This window comes from Vulgatibacter sp., assembly GCF_041687135.1.
Classification (GTDB): domain Bacteria; phylum Myxococcota; class Myxococcia; order Myxococcales; family Vulgatibacteraceae; genus JAWLCN01.
The window spans coordinates 204,333-220,822 of the sequence record NZ_JAWLCN010000004.1; the positions used below are offsets into that span (position 1 = coordinate 204,333).

At 71.6% G+C, this 16,490-nt stretch carries 13 protein-coding genes; 5 read left to right on the forward strand and 8 right to left on the reverse strand.

Annotated elements, in window-relative coordinates; translation table 11 throughout:
* The first annotated feature begins 9 nt into the window (after positions 1-9).
* Together sigZ and ACESMR_RS12030 are read left to right on the forward strand one after the other, a co-directional pair.
* The gene (gene sigZ, locus ACESMR_RS12025; RefSeq protein WP_373047322.1) at positions 10-576 is read left to right on the forward strand and encodes an RNA polymerase sigma factor SigZ; all 567 of its coding nucleotides are present in this window, start codon (positions 10-12) and stop codon (positions 574-576) included.
* Positions 577-651: 75 nt separating this feature from the next.
* Complete coding sequence (locus ACESMR_RS12030; protein WP_373047323.1) at positions 652-2,127, forward strand: NAD(P)-binding protein; 1,476 nt, start codon at positions 652-654, stop codon at positions 2,125-2,127.
* 46 nt (positions 2,128-2,173) lie between these two features.
* Here ACESMR_RS12030 and ACESMR_RS12035 read toward each other — a convergent pair whose 3' ends face one another.
* Entirely contained in the window at positions 2,174-3,151 is a 978-nt protein-coding gene (locus tag ACESMR_RS12035; protein WP_373047324.1) for a hydrolase, read from the reverse strand.
* A 116-nt stretch (positions 3,152-3,267) separates the two neighbouring features.
* On the opposite strand from ACESMR_RS12035, the gene ACESMR_RS12040 reads away from it, so the two are divergent.
* Positions 3,268-4,584: a hypothetical protein gene (locus ACESMR_RS12040; RefSeq protein ID WP_373047325.1), complete on the forward strand. Its 1,317-nt coding sequence runs from the start codon at positions 3,268-3,270 to the stop codon at positions 4,582-4,584.
* 51 nt (positions 4,585-4,635) lie between these two features.
* Here ACESMR_RS12040 and gpmI read toward each other — a convergent pair whose 3' ends face one another.
* From gpmI to ACESMR_RS12060, 4 genes are all read right to left on the reverse strand, one after another.
* Positions 4,636-6,195, reverse strand: a complete 1,560-nt coding sequence (gpmI, locus tag ACESMR_RS12045) for a 2,3-bisphosphoglycerate-independent phosphoglycerate mutase (protein ID WP_373047326.1) — start codon at positions 6,193-6,195, stop codon at positions 4,636-4,638.
* A gap of 30 nt (positions 6,196-6,225) precedes the next feature.
* Positions 6,226-6,693, reverse strand: coding sequence for a 23S rRNA (pseudouridine(1915)-N(3))-methyltransferase RlmH (gene rlmH / locus ACESMR_RS12050; RefSeq protein ID WP_373047327.1), 468 nt, complete (start codon positions 6,691-6,693; stop codon positions 6,226-6,228).
* A complete protein-coding gene (gene rsfS, locus ACESMR_RS12055) occupies positions 6,690-7,385 on the reverse strand; it encodes a ribosome silencing factor (RefSeq protein ID WP_373047328.1) in 696 nt (231 codons plus the stop codon). The genes rlmH and rsfS overlap by 4 nt, the downstream gene beginning before the upstream one ends.
* Before the next feature lie 124 nt (positions 7,386-7,509).
* A complete protein-coding gene (locus tag ACESMR_RS12060) occupies positions 7,510-8,778 on the reverse strand; it encodes a glutamate-5-semialdehyde dehydrogenase (RefSeq protein ID WP_373047329.1) in 1,269 nt (422 codons plus the stop codon).
* Positions 8,779-8,889: 111 nt separating this feature from the next.
* On the opposite strand from ACESMR_RS12060, the gene ACESMR_RS12065 reads away from it, so the two are divergent.
* On the forward strand, positions 8,890-10,797 hold the full coding sequence (locus tag ACESMR_RS12065) for an ATP-binding protein (RefSeq protein WP_373047330.1): 1,908 nt from the start codon (positions 8,890-8,892) through the stop codon (positions 10,795-10,797).
* On the opposite strand, the gene proB is transcribed toward ACESMR_RS12065, so the two are convergent.
* On the reverse strand, positions 10,794-11,906 hold the full coding sequence (proB, locus tag ACESMR_RS12070; protein ID WP_373047331.1) for a glutamate 5-kinase: 1,113 nt from the start codon (positions 11,904-11,906) through the stop codon (positions 10,794-10,796). The genes ACESMR_RS12065 and proB overlap by 4 nt on opposite strands.
* 116 nt (positions 11,907-12,022) lie before the next feature.
* Here proB and hflX point away from each other — a divergent pair, with 116 nt between their 5' ends.
* A complete protein-coding gene (hflX, locus tag ACESMR_RS12075; protein WP_373047637.1) occupies positions 12,023-13,852 on the forward strand; it encodes a GTPase HflX in 1,830 nt (609 codons plus the stop codon).
* Here the strand turns inward: hflX and ACESMR_RS12080 are convergent.
* Both ACESMR_RS12080 and ACESMR_RS12085 read right to left on the reverse strand, forming a co-directional pair.
* Positions 13,771-15,408: a choice-of-anchor D domain-containing protein gene (locus ACESMR_RS12080; RefSeq protein WP_373047332.1), complete on the reverse strand. Its 1,638-nt coding sequence runs from the start codon at positions 15,406-15,408 to the stop codon at positions 13,771-13,773. The two genes, hflX and ACESMR_RS12080, sit on opposite strands and share 82 nt — an antisense overlap.
* Positions 15,408-16,409, reverse strand: coding sequence for an NAD(P)H-dependent glycerol-3-phosphate dehydrogenase (locus tag ACESMR_RS12085; protein ID WP_373047333.1), 1,002 nt, complete (start codon positions 16,407-16,409; stop codon positions 15,408-15,410). The genes ACESMR_RS12080 and ACESMR_RS12085 overlap by 1 nt, the downstream gene beginning before the upstream one ends.
* Positions 16,410-16,490 lie beyond the last annotated feature (81 nt).

Genomic DNA, 16,490 nt, shown 5'->3' on the forward strand with positions numbered 1-16,490 from the left:
GGAGCGGTGATGAGCGACATCGGCCCTCTCTGGAGCAGCTTCCACGACGGACTCCTCCGCTTCTTCCTGGCGCGGACCCGCGATGCGGCGCTCGCCGAGGATCTCGTGCAGGACGTCTTCCTCCGCGTGCACCAGCGCCTCGGGCAGGTGGAGGACGAGGAGCGGATCGCCGGCTGGATCCACCGCATCGCCCGCAACGTCTGGGTCGACCACCTCCGCCGCGGAAAGGGCGCTGCCGCGTCCCTCGACGAAACACATGCGACGACGATTCCGGCGGCGGAGCGCGATCCCCTCCGCGACGATCTGGTCAGCTGCCTCGGCCCGATGATCGAACGGCTCGAGGAGGGCTACCGGGAGGCGGTGCGCCTCTCGGAGATCGAGGGTCTTTCGCAGCGGGAGGTGGGCGAGCGCCTCGGCCTCGGGCTCTCCGGCGCGAAATCCCGGGTGCAGCGGGGGCGGCAGCAGCTGCGGCGGATGTTCGAGCGGTGTTGCCACCTCGAGTTCGACCACCGGGGCCAGCTCACCGCCATGGAGCGCACCGAGGGCAGCTGCGGCTTCTGCAGCACCACCTGCTGATCACCTGCGTCCTTTTCCAGACCCCTCCGTCATCCCGGATGCGAGGCCATCCGAGGGCCCGCCGGAGGAACGGTCATGGAGACGAAGCAGCACCTTCCCGTAGCGATCATCGGCGCTGGGCCCGTGGGCCTCGCCGCAGCAGCCCACCTGCTCGAGCGCGGGCTCGAGCCCATCCTCTTCGAGGCAGGGGACCGGGCGGGCGCCGGCATCGCCAGGTGGCGCCACGTGCGCATGTTCTCGCCCTGGCGCTACGACGTGGACCGCGCGGCGGCGCGGCTCCTCGAGCGGCACGGTTGGCAGGCGCCGGCGGCGGACGATCTGCCCACCGGCGGCGAGCTCCTCGATCGCTACCTCACGCCGCTGGCGGCCCTCCCGGCGATCGCCGGGCGGCTCCACACCAGGAGCCGGGTGGTGGCCGTCGGCAGGCACCGCCTCGACAAGATGAAGGACGCGGGCAGGAGCGAGGCGCCCTTCTCGCTCCAGGTCCGCGGCCCGGATGGCGCGACGCGGCGGGTGCTCGCCAGCGCGGTGATCGACACCTCCGGTGTCCGGGCCTCGCCGCTCGGCGCCGACGGGCTCGAGGCGATCGGCGAGGCAGAGGCGCAGGATCGGATATTCGCGGGGATCCCCGACGTCCGGGGCGGTGATCGCACCCGCTACGCCGGCCGCCGCACCGCCGTGGTGGGCGCCGGCCATTCGGCGCTGAACGCGCTGCTCGATCTGGTCGCCCTCGCCGACACGGTGCCTGCGACCACGGCGGTGTGGATCCTGCGCCGCGGCGATCCCGCCACTGCCTACGGTGGCGGTGCAGCAGACGCCCTGCCCGCCCGCGGCGCGTTGGGCGCGAGGCTCCGTGCTGCGGTGGAGGCGGGCGTCGTGGAGGTGGAGGCGGGCTTCCGGCTCGAGGCGATCGAGCGCGAGGGTGGCGCGCTCCGCCTCCGCGGGAGCCGCAACGGAGCGGCGGTCGAGCTCGCTCCCGTCGACGAGGTGATCGGCGCCACCGGCGGCAGGCCGGATCTGCGCCCGCTCGCGGAGCTGCGCCTCGCCCTCGATCCGGCGCTGGAGAGCGCAGCGGCGCTGGGCCCGCTCATCGACCCCAACGTCCACAGCTGCGGCACGGTGCGCCCCCACGGCGAGGCGGAGCTGCGCCACCCGGAGCGCGGCTTCTACATCGCCGGCGTGAAGAGCTACGGGCGGGCGCCGACCTTCCTCCTCGCCACCGGTTACGAGCAGGTGCGCTCGATCGCAGCGGCGATCGCGGGCGACGAGCTTGCAGCGCGCGCCGTGGAGTTGGACCTGCCCGAGACCGGCGTCTGCGGTATCGGCTCTGTGGGCGGTTGCTGCGCGGCGAAGGCCGACGCCACGATCGACGACGAGGCGGAGGCCGAGGTTATCGCCGGTCAGCCCGCCACCTGCTGCAACCCCGCGGGTCCCGCGGAGCTTGCCGCGGGGCGCTGCTGCCGGCCCCTCGACACGGTGCCCGCCGGCGCGCCCTGCTGCGACGCGCCCCCGACGGCGGAAGCCCGATCGTCCTGCTGCGCTGCCGCATGATCCGCCTCCCGCTGCCACGAGGCTGCAGCTGCGAGCCCGTGGCGGCTCAAGCAGAGGCGAGATGCGGTGCGAGGAAGTCGATCACCCGCTCCTCCGCCCAGTAGCGGGGGCGGGTGATGGAGCCCTCGACGAAGCCGACGTGGCCGCCCCGCGCCGTGCGCACCACGGTGAGCTGCGGGTTCTCGAAGGCGTCGGCGGGGAGCGACGCCGGCGGGACGAGCGGATCGTCGATCGCGGAGAGCAGGAGCGTCGGCCTGGCGATCCGGCCGAGCACCGGTGCGGAGGAGCAGGCGGCGTAGTAGGCCGCAGCGGAGGACCAGCCGTGGAGCGGCGCGGTCACCGCGTCGTCGTAGGCCTCGATCCCTCGAGCCGCTGCGATCCGCTGCACGTCGAGGGCGCCCGGGTGGCAGCGGGCCTTGGCGATCGCCTTGGCCTTGAGCGATCGCAGGAAGACCCTGCGGTAGATCGCCATCATCCCGCTGCCGGGCGCGTCGAGGGCGCGGGCGCAGCGGTGGAGGTCGAAGGGCACGCTCACCGCGGCACCCGCGACGAGCGGCGATTCCGGGCCGGTCTCCGCGAGGAGGCGCAGGAGCACGTTGCCGCCCAGTGAAAAGCCCACCCCCGCCCATGGGCCCGGGATCTCCTCGCGGAGCTGCGCGAGCACGTGGAGCGCGTCGCCGGTCTCGCCCGAGTGGTAGAAGCGCGGCTGCCGGTTGAGCTCGCCGCTGCAGGAGCGGAAGTTGAGGGCCACGGCGCCCCACCCCCGCGCTGCGGCGCCGCGAAGGATCGCCGCCACGTAGCCCGCCTTCGAGGAACCCTCGAGGCCGTGGAGCACGAGCAGGTGCGGCGCGTGCCTGTCGGCCATGAGCCGATCGAGGTCGAGGAAGTCGCCGTCCGGTGTGAGGATCCGCTGCCGCACCAGCGGCGGCGTCTGCTTCGGCCGGAAGAACGACGCGAAGATCGTCTGCGCGTGGGGCGAGGCGAGGCCGCGGGCGGGCGAGAAGCTGATCGAGCGGGGATCCACGCCTGCTGCCTACCGTGGGGCGCAGCCTCCCGCAACCGGGCCGTGAATAGAGGCGCTGCGCCGCCGTCCCTCGCCTGGCCCGGCTGCCGGGCAAGAGGGAGGATCCTTCGGTGGGGATGAAGAAGCTCGCTATGATCGTGTGGCTCGCTGCAGGGCTCGTGGCCTGCGGCGGCGGTGATGCGGAAGGCAGGGGCGGCAGCGGTGGAAGCGGCGCCGCCGGCGGAAGCGGTGGCAGCGGTGGCAGCGGCGGCTCGGGTGGCGCCGGCGGGAGCGGCGGCTCGGAGCCGGGCGCCTGCGAATGGCCGGTCGATCCCTTCCCGGAAGACCTCGGCTCCGCCTGCACCGCCGGCTCGAACCTGGCGCTCTGCCTGATGGATTCCACCGAAGCCTGCGAGAGCAGCCTCTGCCTCTGGGATGCGAACGATCCGGCGGAAGGAAAGGCCTACTGCACCGTCGCCTGCGATGCCGCGGACGAGACCAGCTGCCCCGCCGGCTTCAGCTGCCAGCTCGACGGCTGCGAGGAGACTGCCGTCTGCGTGCGCACCTCGCTCCCGACCATCGATCGGCTCGTCGTCCGTGACGATGCGGTGCCGCAGCTCGGCTCCGCCGACTGGCACACCCGGACCACCGACGGCTCGACCTGGTGGATGAACTACGACTCCGACCGCGTCTACCAGCGCAGGCCAGACGGCAGCTGGACCTCGTTCTCGATCCCGACCACGGCACCGCGCTCCGGGATGATCGGCGTCGGAACGGATCTCTTCGTGCTCGCCAACGTCCTCGACGAATGGGCCAGCCCGCTCCACGGCAGGCTCTACCGCCTCCGCGACGGCAGCGTCGAGTCCGGCGACCTCGAGGATCGCGTCCACACCTGGTTCGTCGACGGCGACGGGCGCCTTACCTTGAGCGGCGGCGCGACGCGCGAAGCGGTGGTGCAGGAAGACCTCACGGTGGAGCGCCTGCCAGACCGCACCACCGGGACCCAGGCCTGCGTCGTGCGCGGCCCCCTGGGCGAGCGCGGCTTCTACGGCACCTGCAGCGGCGAGACGGTGGTTGGGCCCGACGTCGACGGCTTCGTCGTCCTTCCCGGCGTCGACGTCTCCAGCCTGGCGGGATTGGGCTGGGACGACGTCTTCGGCTTCGCCGGCGATGAGCTCGTGCACTTCGACGGCAGCGAGCTCCGCACCGAAGCGGGGCCTCCGCCCCACGACTTCGGGCGGGTCATCGTCCCCACCGGCCCCGGCGCAGCGGTGGTCCTCGCGTACGACGGCTATGTCGCCGCCAGCGCCGAGGGATGCTGGCAGCCAGTGATCGACGAGCGCTCGATGGCGTCGCTCCCCTGGGACGACGAGAAGGTCGTCGCGATCGACGGCAGCCACGTCGGCTGGGTGCAGAGCGGCAGGTTCTACGAGCTCGACGTCACCGCCGAGTAGCCACTGCGCGCTGCCGGCGCCTCGCGAGGGGCGCCGGCACACGCCGGTGGATCAGCCGATCACCAGCCCCTTGCCCGTCATCTCCTTCGGGATCGGCAGCCCCATCACCTGGAGCACCGTCGGCGCCACGTCGGCGAGGATCCCCTCCCGCAGCTTCACGCCCTTGAAATCCTCGTCGAGGAGCCAGAAGGGTACCGGCAGCAGCGTATGCGCCGTGTGGGGCTGGCCGGTCTGCGGATCGACCATCTGCTCGGCGTTGCCGTGATCGGCGGTGACGAGCATCGCCATCCCCGCAGCGGCACAGGCGCGCTGCAGCTTGCCGAGGCATTCGTCGACCACCTTGATCGCCTCGATCGTCGGCTGGAGCCTGCCGGTGTGGCCCACCATGTCGGGGTTGGCGAAGTTGCAGACGATGAGCCCGTACTGCTTCGAGGCGATCGCCTTGAGCAGCTTGTCGGTCACCTCCCGCGCCGCCATCTCCGGCTTCTCGTCGTAGGTCTTCACGTCGCGCGGGCTCTGCACCAGCTCGCGCTCCTCGCCGGGGAAGACCACCTCGCGCCCGCCGTTGAAGAAGAAGGTGACGTGGGCGTATTTCTCCGTCTCGGCGCAGCGGAGCTGCCGCAGCCCCTTCTCGCTCACCAGCTGCGGCAGGATCTCCGCGGGCTGCTCCGGCGGGAACGCCGCCGGCAGGCCGAACTCCGCCTTGTACTGGGTCATCGTGCCGTAGAAGGAGAGGTGCGGCCGCGCCCCGCGCTCGGACTCGGGCGGCGCCTCGTCGAAGGCGAGCATCTGGGTCATCTCGCGGGCGCGGTCGGCGCGGAAGTTGAAGAAGAAGACCGCGTCGCCGTCGCGGATGCAGCCCAGCGGCTTGCCGGTGCCGTCCTTGATCACGGTGGGCTTCACGAACTCGTCGGTCTCGCCGCGCTCGTAGGCCTGCTTCACCGCGTCGATGGCAGACGGGGCGCCGTAGCCCTCGCCCCGCACCATGCCGTCGTAGGCGGCTTTCACCCGATCCCAGCGCTTGTCGCGATCCATCGCGTAGAAGCGGCCGATGACGGTGGCGACCTGGGTGTGGGGCGCCTCGCGCTGGAGGAAGCGGGTGAGGTTCTCGACGTATTCGAGGCCGCTCTGGGGCGGGGTGTCGCGGCCGTCGAGGAAGGCGTGGACGAAGATCCGCGCGACGCCCTCCTTCTCGGCGAATTTGATCAGCGCCTCGAGGTGCGCCTGCTGCGAGTGCACGCCGCCCGGCGAGACGAGGCCGAGGAGGTGGAGCGCCCTGCCGTTGTGCTTCGCCTGGGAGACGGCGCCGCAGATCACCTCGTTGCGGAAGAAGGAGCCGTCCTCGATGGCGCGGTTGATGCGCACCAGATCCTGGTAGACGATCCTGCCGGCGCCGAGGTTGGTGTGGCCCACCTCGCTGTTGCCCATCTGCCCTTCGGGCAGGCCCACCGCGAGGCCGGAGGTGCGCAGCGCGGTGTGGGGAAAGCGCTCGTCGAAGAGGTCGACCGATGGCGTGGGCGCGAGCTTGATCGCGTTGTTCTCCCGCTCCTCGCGCAGGCCCCAGCCGTCGAGGATGCAGAGGAGGACGGGCTTCACCTTGCCGTTTGCCATCACGTTCTCCGGGCGTCCCGGGCGGACGCGTCACTTGTGGTAAGGCTCGCCACGCGCGATCGCAAAGGCCCGGTAGATCTGCTCCACCAGCACCAGGCGCGCGAGCCTGTGGGCGAGGGTCATGCGGGAGAGGGCCAGCACCCGGTCCGCCTTCCGGCGCACCGCATCGGCGTGCCCCTCGGCGCCGCCGATGAGGAAGGCGAGATCCCGTCCCCGGTTCATCGCCTCCTGGACCACCTGCCTGGAGAAGGCCTCGGAGGTCAGATCCTCGCCCCGCTCGTCGAGGACCACCACGAGCTCCGTGCCCTTGAGCTTGCCGAGGAGGGACTGGCCTTCCTCTTCCTTCGCCCGGAGCGCGTCGCTGCCCCCCTTCTTCGAGGGAGGCAGCTCCAGCAGCTCGAGCTGGGCATATCTGCCGATTCGCTTCGTGTACTCGGCGATCGCCGGCTCGAAGAGGCCCGATTTGTCGGTGCCGATGGCGAGGACGCGAACCTTCATTCCATCGGGATGCGGCGGGCGTCTGCCCAGAGCCCCTCGATGTCGTAGAAGGCGCGGGCCTCCTCGTAGAAGACGTGGGCCACGACGTCGCCGAAGTCGAGGAGCACCCAGTGGCCGCGGGTGTAGCCCTCGACGCCGATGGTGCGGTGGCCGCTCTTCTTCATCTTCTCTTCGATGGAGTCGGCGATGGCGGTGACCTGCCGGTCGGAGCTGCCGCTCGCCACCACGAAGTAGTCGGCGTAGGAGGTGAGCCCGCGCACGTCCAGGATCACGACGTTCTCCGCCTTCTTGTCGAGGGCGGCGTTGGCGGCGATCTTCGCGGTCTCGAAGGAGGCGCCGTGCTCGAGGGCGACCTCCTTCTTCGGCGCCCGGGCCGGCGTGGAGAGCACCTTCTTCGAGGCGCGGGCCGACGGCTTGCCGGTGATCGCGGCGACCGCCTTCGCCTTCACGGCTGCGGTCGTGGCGCTCTTGCGCACCGCGGGCTTCTTCGCCGCGGGCTTCGCGCCCCTGGCCGGTACCTTCTTCGCCGGCGCCTTCTTCGCGGTGCTGCTGCGCGAGGCGGAGGCACGGGCGCCGCCTGCGGCGGTGCTCTTGCGGGCCGGGGCCTTCTTCGTCGTTGCCGAGCCTGCCGCCTTCTTCGCGGTGGTGCGGGTGGCGGGCTTGTCGGTCGCTGCGGTCTTGCGGGAAGCCAAGGTAACTCCTCGTGGCCGGCCCTCGTCTCTTGCACGGCTGGGCCGCCGATCGCGGGGAACTTAGCACAGGGTTCTCCGCGGGGATCGCCTCTTTGGCCCTTGCGGCCCGTGGCTGCAGCTCCCCTCAGGGGCGAATCTGCCCCTGCCCCACCACCACGAAGCGCAGGGTGGTGAGGGCCTCGAGCCCCATCGGACCGAAGGCGTGGAGCTTGCTGGTGGAGATGCCGATCTCCGCGCCGAGCCCCAGCTCGCCGCCGTCGTTGAAGCGGGTGGAGGCGTTCACGACCACGCAGGAGGCGTCGACCTCCTGCTGGAAGCGCAGCGCCGCGTCGGTGTCCGACGTGCAGATCGCCTCGGTGTGGAGCGAGCCCCAGGTGGCGATGTGCTCGAGGGCCTGGTCGAAGCCGTCCACCACCCGCACCGCGAGGATGGGAGCGAGGAATTCGTTGCCGAAGTCCGAGGCCAGTGCGGCGCGGGCATCGATCCCGGCGGCGGCGAGGATCGCAAGGGCCCGTGGGTCGGCGCGGAGCTCGATCCCCGCTGCAGCGAGGGCCCTGCCCACCTCGGGCAGCAGCCGCGCCGCGGCGCCGGCGTGGACCAGCAGGGTCTCGGTGGCGTTGCAGGCGGCGGGACGCGACTTGCCGTTCACCGCCAGGGCCACCGCGCGATCCAGCGGCGCGCTCTCGTCGAGGTAGAGATGGCAGACCCCGCGGTAGTGCTGGATCACCGGCACCCGGGCGTTCTCGGAGACGAAGCGGATCAGCCCCTCGCCCCCGCGAGGAATGGCGAGGTCGATCCCGCCGCTCCGCTGCAGCAGCGCCAGCAGCAGCTCGCGATCGGGCCGGTCGAGGATCTGCACCGTGTCCGGCAGGAGCTCCGCGGTGGCGAGCGCTTCTACGAGGATCTCCGCCAGGGCGAGGTTGCTCCGCAGCGCCTCCTTCCCGCCACGGAGGATGCAGGCGTTGCCGCTCTTCAGGCAGAGGGCGGCAGCGTCGATGGTGACGTTGGGCCGGGCCTCGTAGATCTCGAAGATCACGCCGAGGGGGATCCGCACCCGCTCCACCCGCAGGCCGTTGGGCCTGCGCCACACCGCGGCCACCTCGCCGACGGGATCGGGCAGGCGCGCGATCGCCTCCACCGCCTGCGCCATCCCCTCGATCCGCGCCGGGTCGAGGGCGAGGCGATCGAGGAGCGCCGGCCCGAGCCCCGCCGCCCTGCCCGCCTCGAGATCCTCGCGGTTGGCGGCGAGGATCGCCTCCCGCCGCTGCCGCAGCAGCGCTGCGGTGACGAGAAGGGCCTCGTCCTTCTTTCCGGTGGGGGCGGTGGCGAGGCGCCGGGCTGCGACCCGGGCCCTGGCGGTCAATTCGGCTGCGAGCATTTCGGCGCGATCCATCCCCGTATCGTAAGGGCGCTGAGGGGCGCGCGGCGGCATTTCGCTGCGAGTGGAAGGCTTCACCGTTTCCGTGCGACCATCGGGGACCCCTCTCGCTCGAGCGCCCCTTCGATGAAGCTGCTCCGCCTGCCGGTGACCCGCTACGCCCTCGCCGTGGCTACGTCCGCCCTGATCCTGGGGCTGCAGACGGTGGCCTGGCCCGTCCTCGCCCGGGCCCCCTTCCTCCTGGTGACGCTGGCGGTGGTGGTGATCAGCCTCTTCGCCGGTCGCGGGCCCGGGCTCCTCACCGTGCTCCTCACCGGCACCGGCACCCATTTCCTCCACCTCACCCCACGCTACGGCGTCGAGCTCGATCAGCCGGAAGGTGCCCTCATCGCGGTCCTCTTCTCGCTGACCGGCTTCGCCGTGGCGCAGCTCGCCAGCAGCGCCAGCAGCGCCAGGACCGCAGCGGAGGAGAGCGCCGCCCGCCTCGCCGCGGTCTTCGCCAGCATCACCGACGGCTTCGCCGGCCTCGACCGCGATCTCCGCTTCAGCTTCGTCAACGGCGAGGCGGAGCGGCTCTTCGGCCATGGCGCCGAGAGCCTCCTCGGCGCCGATGCCGCCGCGGTGCTCGGCTCCGCCGCGATCCCCTCGCTGGCTGCGGCGCTGCGCAGCGACGCCACCTGCACCCTGCGGGTGGAGGGCGCAGAGGGCAGGCGCCTCGAGATCCGCGCCCACCCCTCGCAGCAGGGGCTGGCGCTCTACGTCACCGATCGCACCGAGCAGGAGCGGGCGGATTGGGGCGCGCGCTTCCTCGCGGAGGCTGGCGAGATCCTCGGCTCCTCCCTCGATTTCGAGACGACGCTGCAGGCGGTCTCGAGCCTCACCCTCCCCCGCTTCGCCGACAGCTGCGTGGTCGACGTGCTGGAGCAGGGGCAGGTCCGCCGCATCGCCGCGGCCCACGTGGATCCGGTGCGGCAGGAGCAACTGCGCCGCCTCGAGAGCTTCGTGCCCGAGGGGCTGGAGAGCCCGATCCTCCGCGTCTTCGCCGGCGAGACCCTGCTCGTCCCGGCGATCGACGACGCGTGGCTCGATCGGGCGGCGCTCACGCCGGAGCACCGCCGCCTCCTCGACGTCACCAGGCCACGTTCGGCGCTCCTCCTGCCCCTGCGGGCTCAGGGCCGGGTCCTCGGCGTGCTCACCTTCTGCATCTCGGATGCGCGGCGGTGCTACGGCCCTGCGGACGTTCCCCTCGGCGAGGAGATCGCCCGCAGGGCGGCGCTGGCCCTCGACAACGCCCGCCTCTTCCGCGAGGCGAACGAAGCGGTCCGGATCCGGGAGGAGTTCCTCTCCATCGCCTCCCACGAGCTGAAGACGCCGCTGACCAGCCTGCGCATGCAGGTCCAGCTCTTCGCCAGGGCGCAGCTGCGCGCCGGCGCCGCGGGCCTCTCGGGCCGGGAGATCGGCGCGCGCATCGACACCATCCAGCGGCAGCTCGACCGCCTCGGCCGCCTCATCGATCGGCTCCTCGACGTGACCCGGATCAGCGCCGGCCGGCTCCACCTCGAGGTGGAGCCGGCGGACCTCGCGGAGGTGGCCCGGGAGGTGGCGGACCGCTTCGAGAGCCACCTCGACGGCACCGGGCCCGCGATCGTGCTGCGGACCGACGGCGAGGTGCGTGGCGCCTGGGATCGCTTCCGCATCGAGCAGGTCCTCACCAACCTCCTCGACAACGCGCTCCGGTTCGGAGGCGGCGAGCCGGTGGAGCTCCACGTGGAGGGGGACGAACGACGGGTCCGGGTCCACGTCGCCGACCGCGGCGCCGGGATCACCGTCGCCGATCGGCAGCGCCTCTTCGCGCGCTTCGAGCGCCTCGGCGAGCGCAACCACGCCGGCGGCCTCGGCCTCGGCCTCTACATCTCCCGGCAGATCGTCGAGGCCCACGGCGGGACAATCGCGGTCCGCAACGGCAGGGAGCGCGGCACCGTCTTCAGCGTCGAGCTGCCCCGCCACGACCCCGCGGCAGCACGGCCCACTTAATTTTCGAGCAGCACCAGGTCGTCCCGGTGCACCACCTCGTCGCTGTCCTTGTAGCCCAGCGCCGCCTCGATCGCCGCGGTGCGCAGCCCCGCGATCCGAGCAGCCTCGTCGGCGCCGTAGCGGGCGAGCCCCAGCGCGAAGGGCGTGCCGTCGAGGCCGGCGATCTCCACCACGTCCCCCACGGCGAAGCGCCCCTCCACCGCTGCGAGCCCGGTGGCGAGGAGGCTCTTCCTGCCGCGGACGAGGGCCGCCTCCGCCCCCTCGTCGACGAGGAGCCTGCCCTTCGGCTTCGCTGCGTGGGCGATCCACCGGCGCCGCCCCCGGAGCGGATCGCTGGGCGAAAAGAGCGTGCCCACCTCCTCGCCGCCGAAGAGCCTGGCGAGCGTGGTGGGATCGCGCCCCGAGGCGATCACGCAGGGAACGCCCAGCTGCCCTGCACGGCGGGCTGCCCGGAGCTTGGTCACCATGCCGCCGGTGCCCACCGCGCTCCCGGCGCCCCCTGCCGCTTCGAGGATCGAAGGCGTCACCCGGCGCACGGTGCGCAGGGGCCGGGCGTTCCGGTTCCTGCGGGGATCGGCGTCGTAGACCGCGTCGACGTCGCTCAGGATCACGAGCAGGTCGGCGTCGACCACCTGGACCACCAGCGCGGCGAGGGCGTCGTTGTCGCCGAATTTGATCTCTTCCACCGCAACGGTGTCGTTCTCGTTGACCACGGGGATCGCCCCTGCGGCGAGGAGCGCGGCGAAGGTGTGGCGGGCGTGGAGGAAGCGCCGCCTGTCGCCGACCACCTCGCCGGTGAGGAGGACCTGCCCCGCCACCCGATCGCCGAAGGCCTCGTCCCAGGTGCGCATGAGCAGGGCCTGGCCCACCGCAGCAGCCGCCTGCTTGCGGGGAATGTCCTTCGGGCGGCTCCGCCAGCCGAGGCGCTCCACGCCGAGGGCGATGGCGCCGGAAGAGACCACGATCAGCTCCCGCCGCTCACCCACCGCGAGGAGCGCGCGGGCCAGCGCCTGCTGGTGGGCCCTGTCGAAGCGGCCGGCCGGCGCCAGCACGCCGGAGCCGATCTTCACCACCACCCTGCGGGCCCCGGCGAGGCCGCTCCGTTCCATGGATCACCCTGCAGCGGGGGGGGGGAAACTTCCGCCCGCTTTCTGTGTTTGTCCCCAGCCTGCCCCGGTCTTAAACTCGGGGCGAAGAGGCAAAGCAATACCGGAGGGATACGGTCATCCACGACATCCACGGCAACACCCTGGGCCTCAAGCCCTCGCAGCTGCAGCGGCTTCGCAACACCTACCGCCGCCGCCTGCGGGCCAACGAAGTGGTGAGCCCCGAGCTCGCCCGCCACCTCACCGAGATCAGCCGCGAGATCGGCCGCCAGGTCGGCGTCCTCCTCTCCCGCAAGGGCGAGGTGGAGCACGTGATCGTCGGCGATGCCCACAAGCTCGAGCTCCCCGACATCGGCCGCGCCCGTGCGGGACAGGTGCGCCTCCGTGGCCTGCGCCTCGTCCACACCCACCTGCGCGACGAGCCCCTCACCAAGGACGATCTCACCGACCTCGCGCTGCTCCGGCTCGACATGGTCTGCGAGGTCCAGGCGCAGGGCGACGGGCTCCCGGGCTCGCTCCAATTCGCCTATCTCCTCCCGGAGAACCCCAAGGGCGACCTCTGGAAGATCGAGGAAGCCAGGAGCGTCCACGAGCTCGACTACGACTTCGGCGCCGAGATCCGCGCCCTCGAGGAGCAGCTCGCCGCCACTACCTCCGCCCGCGAGGTCGGGGACGGGGAGCGGGCGATCCTCGTCGGCGTCTCGGTGGGTGGCAACCGCTCCCGCGCCGAGTCCTCGCTGCGCGAGCTCGAGGAGCTGGCCGCCACCGCCGGCGTCCAGGTGCTGGACACGGTGCTGCAGCTCCGCCGCGAGCACGACCCCAAGTTCCTCATCGGCAAGGGCAAGCTCGAGGAGATCGTGCTCAAGTCCATGCAGATGGGCGCGACGATGATCGTCTTCGACAAGGATCTCCAGCCCTCGCAGGCGCGCCACATCGCCGAGGCGACCTCGCTCAAGATCCTCGATCGCACCCAGCTCATCCTCGACATCTTCGCCCAGCGGGCGCAGAGCGCCGAGGGCAAGCTCCAGGTCGAGCTGGCGCAGCTCAAATACATGATGCCGCGGCTCACCCGCGCCGATCCGGGCCTGTCGCGCCTCGCCGGCGGGCTCGGCGGCCGCGGCCCCGGTGAGACCAAGCTCGAGACCGACCGCCGCCGCGTCCGCGACCGCGTCACGTTCCTCGAGCGGAAGATCGACGCGCTCTCCTCGAGCCGCAGCGTGCGGCGCAAGGAGCGCAACCGCCGCGGCCTGCCGGTGATCTCGATCGTCGGCTACACCAACGCCGGCAAGTCGACGCTGCTCAACCGGCTCACCCAGAGCGAGGTGCTCGCGGAGAACAAGCTCTTCGCCACCCTCGACCCCACCAGCCGCCGCCTGCGCTTCCCGATGGATCGCGAGGTGATCATCACCGACACGGTGGGATTCATCCGCGACCTGCCGAAGGATCTCGTCGCCGCCTTCCGCGCCACCCTCGAGGAGCTCGAGGACGCGGACCTCCTCCTCCACGTGGTCGACGTGGCGGATCCGGAGCGCGACGAGCACATCGCCGCCGTCGACAAGATCCTCGACGGTCTCGGGCTCTCGCAGACGCCGAAGATCCTCGTCTTCAACAAGGCGGACAAGCTGGGCGCCGGCATGGGCGACGGCGGCGCGCACCTGCACGACGCGGTGCTGGTCTCGGCGCTGACGCGGCAGGGCTTCGACGAGCTGCTGGTGAGGGCCGACAAGGTGCTCTGGGCGGAGGGCGCCAAGGAGCGCGCCGCCGCCAACGCCAGGACCACCTGGTCGCCCTGCTCGCGGGGCCGGATCACAGCGATGGGGCCGGTCGATCCCGACCGGCCCCTTCTTCGTTCCTCGAGGCCCCGCGGCTACTCGGTGATGGTGCCGTTGCCGACCACGTGGATCACCGACTGCCGGAGCGGCTGGATCGGATCGTCCGTCAGCCAGTAGAGGTCGATCTCGTGGGTGGTGATCTCGCCGTCGAGGTAGTCGAGGTAGACGCTCCCCTCCTCGTCGGGCTCGAGGCTGAAGGGCAGATCGAGCCCCGGATCGATCTGGAAGGCCGCGCAGCTGCCGCCGCTGGTGGGCCCGCAGGCGCAGGGCGCAGCGCCGCAGGAGGTGTCGTCCGGGTCGGCGAGGAAGAGGGAATCGACGGTGAGCACCGCGCCGCCCACGTTGGAGATGCGCACCCGCACCGTGTCCCCCTGGTAGCGGGAGCCGCTGTAGTCGCCAACGTTGGCCACGCCGATCTGCGAGCGGCCGCGGCCGACGAGGCTCAAGGAGCTCCAGATCTTGTCGTTGGTGAGGACGTTGAGCTGGCCTACGTCGCTGTTGGCCATCTGCGAGCAATCACCCTCCGGCGCCAGCTCCGTGCACTCGAGCACGCCGTCCCTGCAGCAGAGCGAGCCGCGGGCGATGTAGTCGACCCACACGGTCATCGGCGAGGTATGGGTGCAGGACTCGTCCTCGACGCCGGCGGGGCAGATCACCGGCTGGAACTCGCCGAAGGGCAGCGCGTCGGTGCGCTCCGGGTTGCGCCAGAAGCGCACGTCCGGGGAGCTGGGCTGGTAGCTGAAGGTGGTGATCTGCAGGGGGATGTTGCCCTCGTTGTGGATCACCAGGCTGCCGCTGCGACCCTGGAGCTCGGGGAAGAAGCCGAACTCCCAGCCCGGGTAGCTCGCGCTCCCCTGCCCTGCGTTCGGGAGCTCAGGGGTGCAGACCTCCTCGCCGGGGGCGTCGTCGAAGGAGCTGCAGGCCTTCATCACCGGCGCCACGCCGCGGCCGGTGAGCGGAATCGTGAACTCGGGGTTCGCGGGCGAGTTGGTGGTGATCTTCACCGCGCCCTCGAGCTGCCCGAGGACGGCGGGATCGAAGGAGACCTCCGCCTCGCGGGCCTCGGCCTTGGCGTAGGTGCCGAGGAGGCCGGAGAGGTCCCCCTCGAAGGCGCCGTCCGCCGACTCGATCACCTCGGCGGCGAGCACCTCGAAGACGTCGTTGCCCGCGTTGGTCACGCGGATCGTCTCCTTGGGCGCCGCGCGGGTGCGGTCGTCCTTCGGCGTATCCAGGCGATCCCGGGCCACGTCGCCGTAATCGATGCCGCTCTTCGGGCTCACCACCACCGAGGCGGCGATGCCCTCACCGGAGAGGGTGATGCTCGCCTCGCCGGCGTTGGAGGTGACGAGAATCGTGCCCGTGATCTCCTTGAGCGCCTCGGGGGAGAAGGTGACCTCGAAGGTGGCCTGCCCGCCCGGCGGCACCGAAGCGCCCTCCGGCTGCACCGCGAAGACCGCCTCGTTGCTCGCCACCTGCACCGAGAGGGGGCCGGAGCCTGCGTTGGAGACGACGAAGCTCTTGGGATCGGAGGTGGCGCCGATGGTCACCTCGCCGAAGGCGAGGGAGGCGGGGCTCACCGCCAGCTCGGACTCGAGGACGGCGGTCTTCTCGCCGCCGCAGCTGCAACCACCTGCAGCCAGCGCCAGGAAGAGGGCAACGACCAATCGCTTCATCATCGGAACTCCGGCTTGGGCACCCGCGTCATCAGCTCGACGACCGTCTGGTGCGGGTCCTTGTCTTCGTGGAGGATGGCGTGGACCTGCTCGGTGATCGGCGCATCGACGCCGAGCTTCCGCGCCAGGGCCAGCGCCGAGCGGGAGGTCTTCACGCCCTCGGCGACCTGGCCGAGGGACTCGAGGATCTCGGGGAGCTTGCGGCCGCGGCCGAGCTCGAAGCCGACCGTGCGGTTGCGGGAGAGCTCGCCGGTGCAGGTCAGCACCAGATCGCCGAGGCCGGCGAGTCCCATCAAGGTGATCGGGTTGGCGCCGTGGGCCACTGCCATCCGCGTCATCTCGGCGAGGCCGCGGGTGATCAGCGCCGCCCGGGCGTTGTGGCCGAAACCGAGGCCGTCGACGATGCCGCTGCCGATCGCCATCACGTTCTTGAGCGCCGCGCCCAGCTGCACGCCGACCACGTCGTGGGAGGTGTAGCAGCGGAAGGTCGGGGCGGAGAACGCCTCCTGCACCTGCTCGGCGACGCGGATCCAGTTGGCGGCGGCGGTCACCGCGGTGGGGGCGCCGTGGACCACCTCCTTGGCGAAGGAGGGGCCGGAGAGCACCGCGAGGTAGGGGTGGTAGTGGGGCGGGAGCACGTCCTCCAGCACCTCGGTCGGCGTGCGGAGGGTCTCCTCCTCGATCCCCTTGGAGGCGGTGACGATCGGGACGTCCCTCGGCAGGAAGGGGGCCGCGTGCTCGAAGACCTGCCGGGCCACCTGCGACGGCGTCGCCGAGACCACCAGTTCCGCGCCCTCGAGGGCCTCCTGGAACGAGGAGGTGGCCTCGATCGTGTCCGGGAGCCGGACGTCGGTGAGGTAGTGCGGGTTGTGGTGCTGCTCGTTGATCCCGGTGCAGACCGCCTCCTCCCTGGCCCAGAGGCGAACGTCGATGCCCTTGCCGCCGAGAATGTAGGAGAGCGCGGTGCCGAAGCTGCCGGCACCGATGACCGCTGCGCGCATGAATAAGTACCCCGCCCACACGGGTTCGAGTCTGGAAGGAGGCGAGCGTACGGCCGTGCAGAGGCATGGTCAAATGCCGCC

What these genes read in the sequence shown, in the direction of transcription:
- sigZ (WP_373047322.1), top strand. Translation starts at nt 10, where the DNA reads ATGAGCGACATCGGCCCTCTCTGGAGCAGCTTCCACGACGGACTCCTC.
- ACESMR_RS12030 (WP_373047323.1), top strand. Translation starts at nt 652, where the DNA reads ATGGAGACGAAGCAGCACCTTCCCGTAGCGATCATCGGCGCTGGGCCC.
- ACESMR_RS12040 (WP_373047325.1), top strand. Translation starts at nt 3,268, where the DNA reads ATGAAGAAGCTCGCTATGATCGTGTGGCTCGCTGCAGGGCTCGTGGCC.
- gpmI (WP_373047326.1), bottom strand. Translation starts at nt 6,195, where the DNA reads ATGGCAAACGGCAAGGTGAAGCCCGTCCTCCTCTGCATCCTCGACGGC.
- rlmH (WP_373047327.1), bottom strand. Translation starts at nt 6,693, where the DNA reads ATGAAGGTTCGCGTCCTCGCCATCGGCACCGACAAATCGGGCCTCTTC.
- ACESMR_RS12060 (WP_373047329.1), bottom strand. Translation starts at nt 8,778, where the DNA reads ATGGATCGCGCCGAAATGCTCGCAGCCGAATTGACCGCCAGGGCCCGG.
- ACESMR_RS12065 (WP_373047330.1), top strand. Translation starts at nt 8,890, where the DNA reads ATGAAGCTGCTCCGCCTGCCGGTGACCCGCTACGCCCTCGCCGTGGCT.
- proB (WP_373047331.1), bottom strand. Translation starts at nt 11,906, where the DNA reads ATGGAACGGAGCGGCCTCGCCGGGGCCCGCAGGGTGGTGGTGAAGATC.
- ACESMR_RS12080 (WP_373047332.1), bottom strand. Translation starts at nt 15,408, where the DNA reads ATGAAGCGATTGGTCGTTGCCCTCTTCCTGGCGCTGGCTGCAGGTGGT.
- ACESMR_RS12085 (WP_373047333.1), bottom strand. Translation starts at nt 16,409, where the DNA reads ATGCGCGCAGCGGTCATCGGTGCCGGCAGCTTCGGCACCGCGCTCTCC.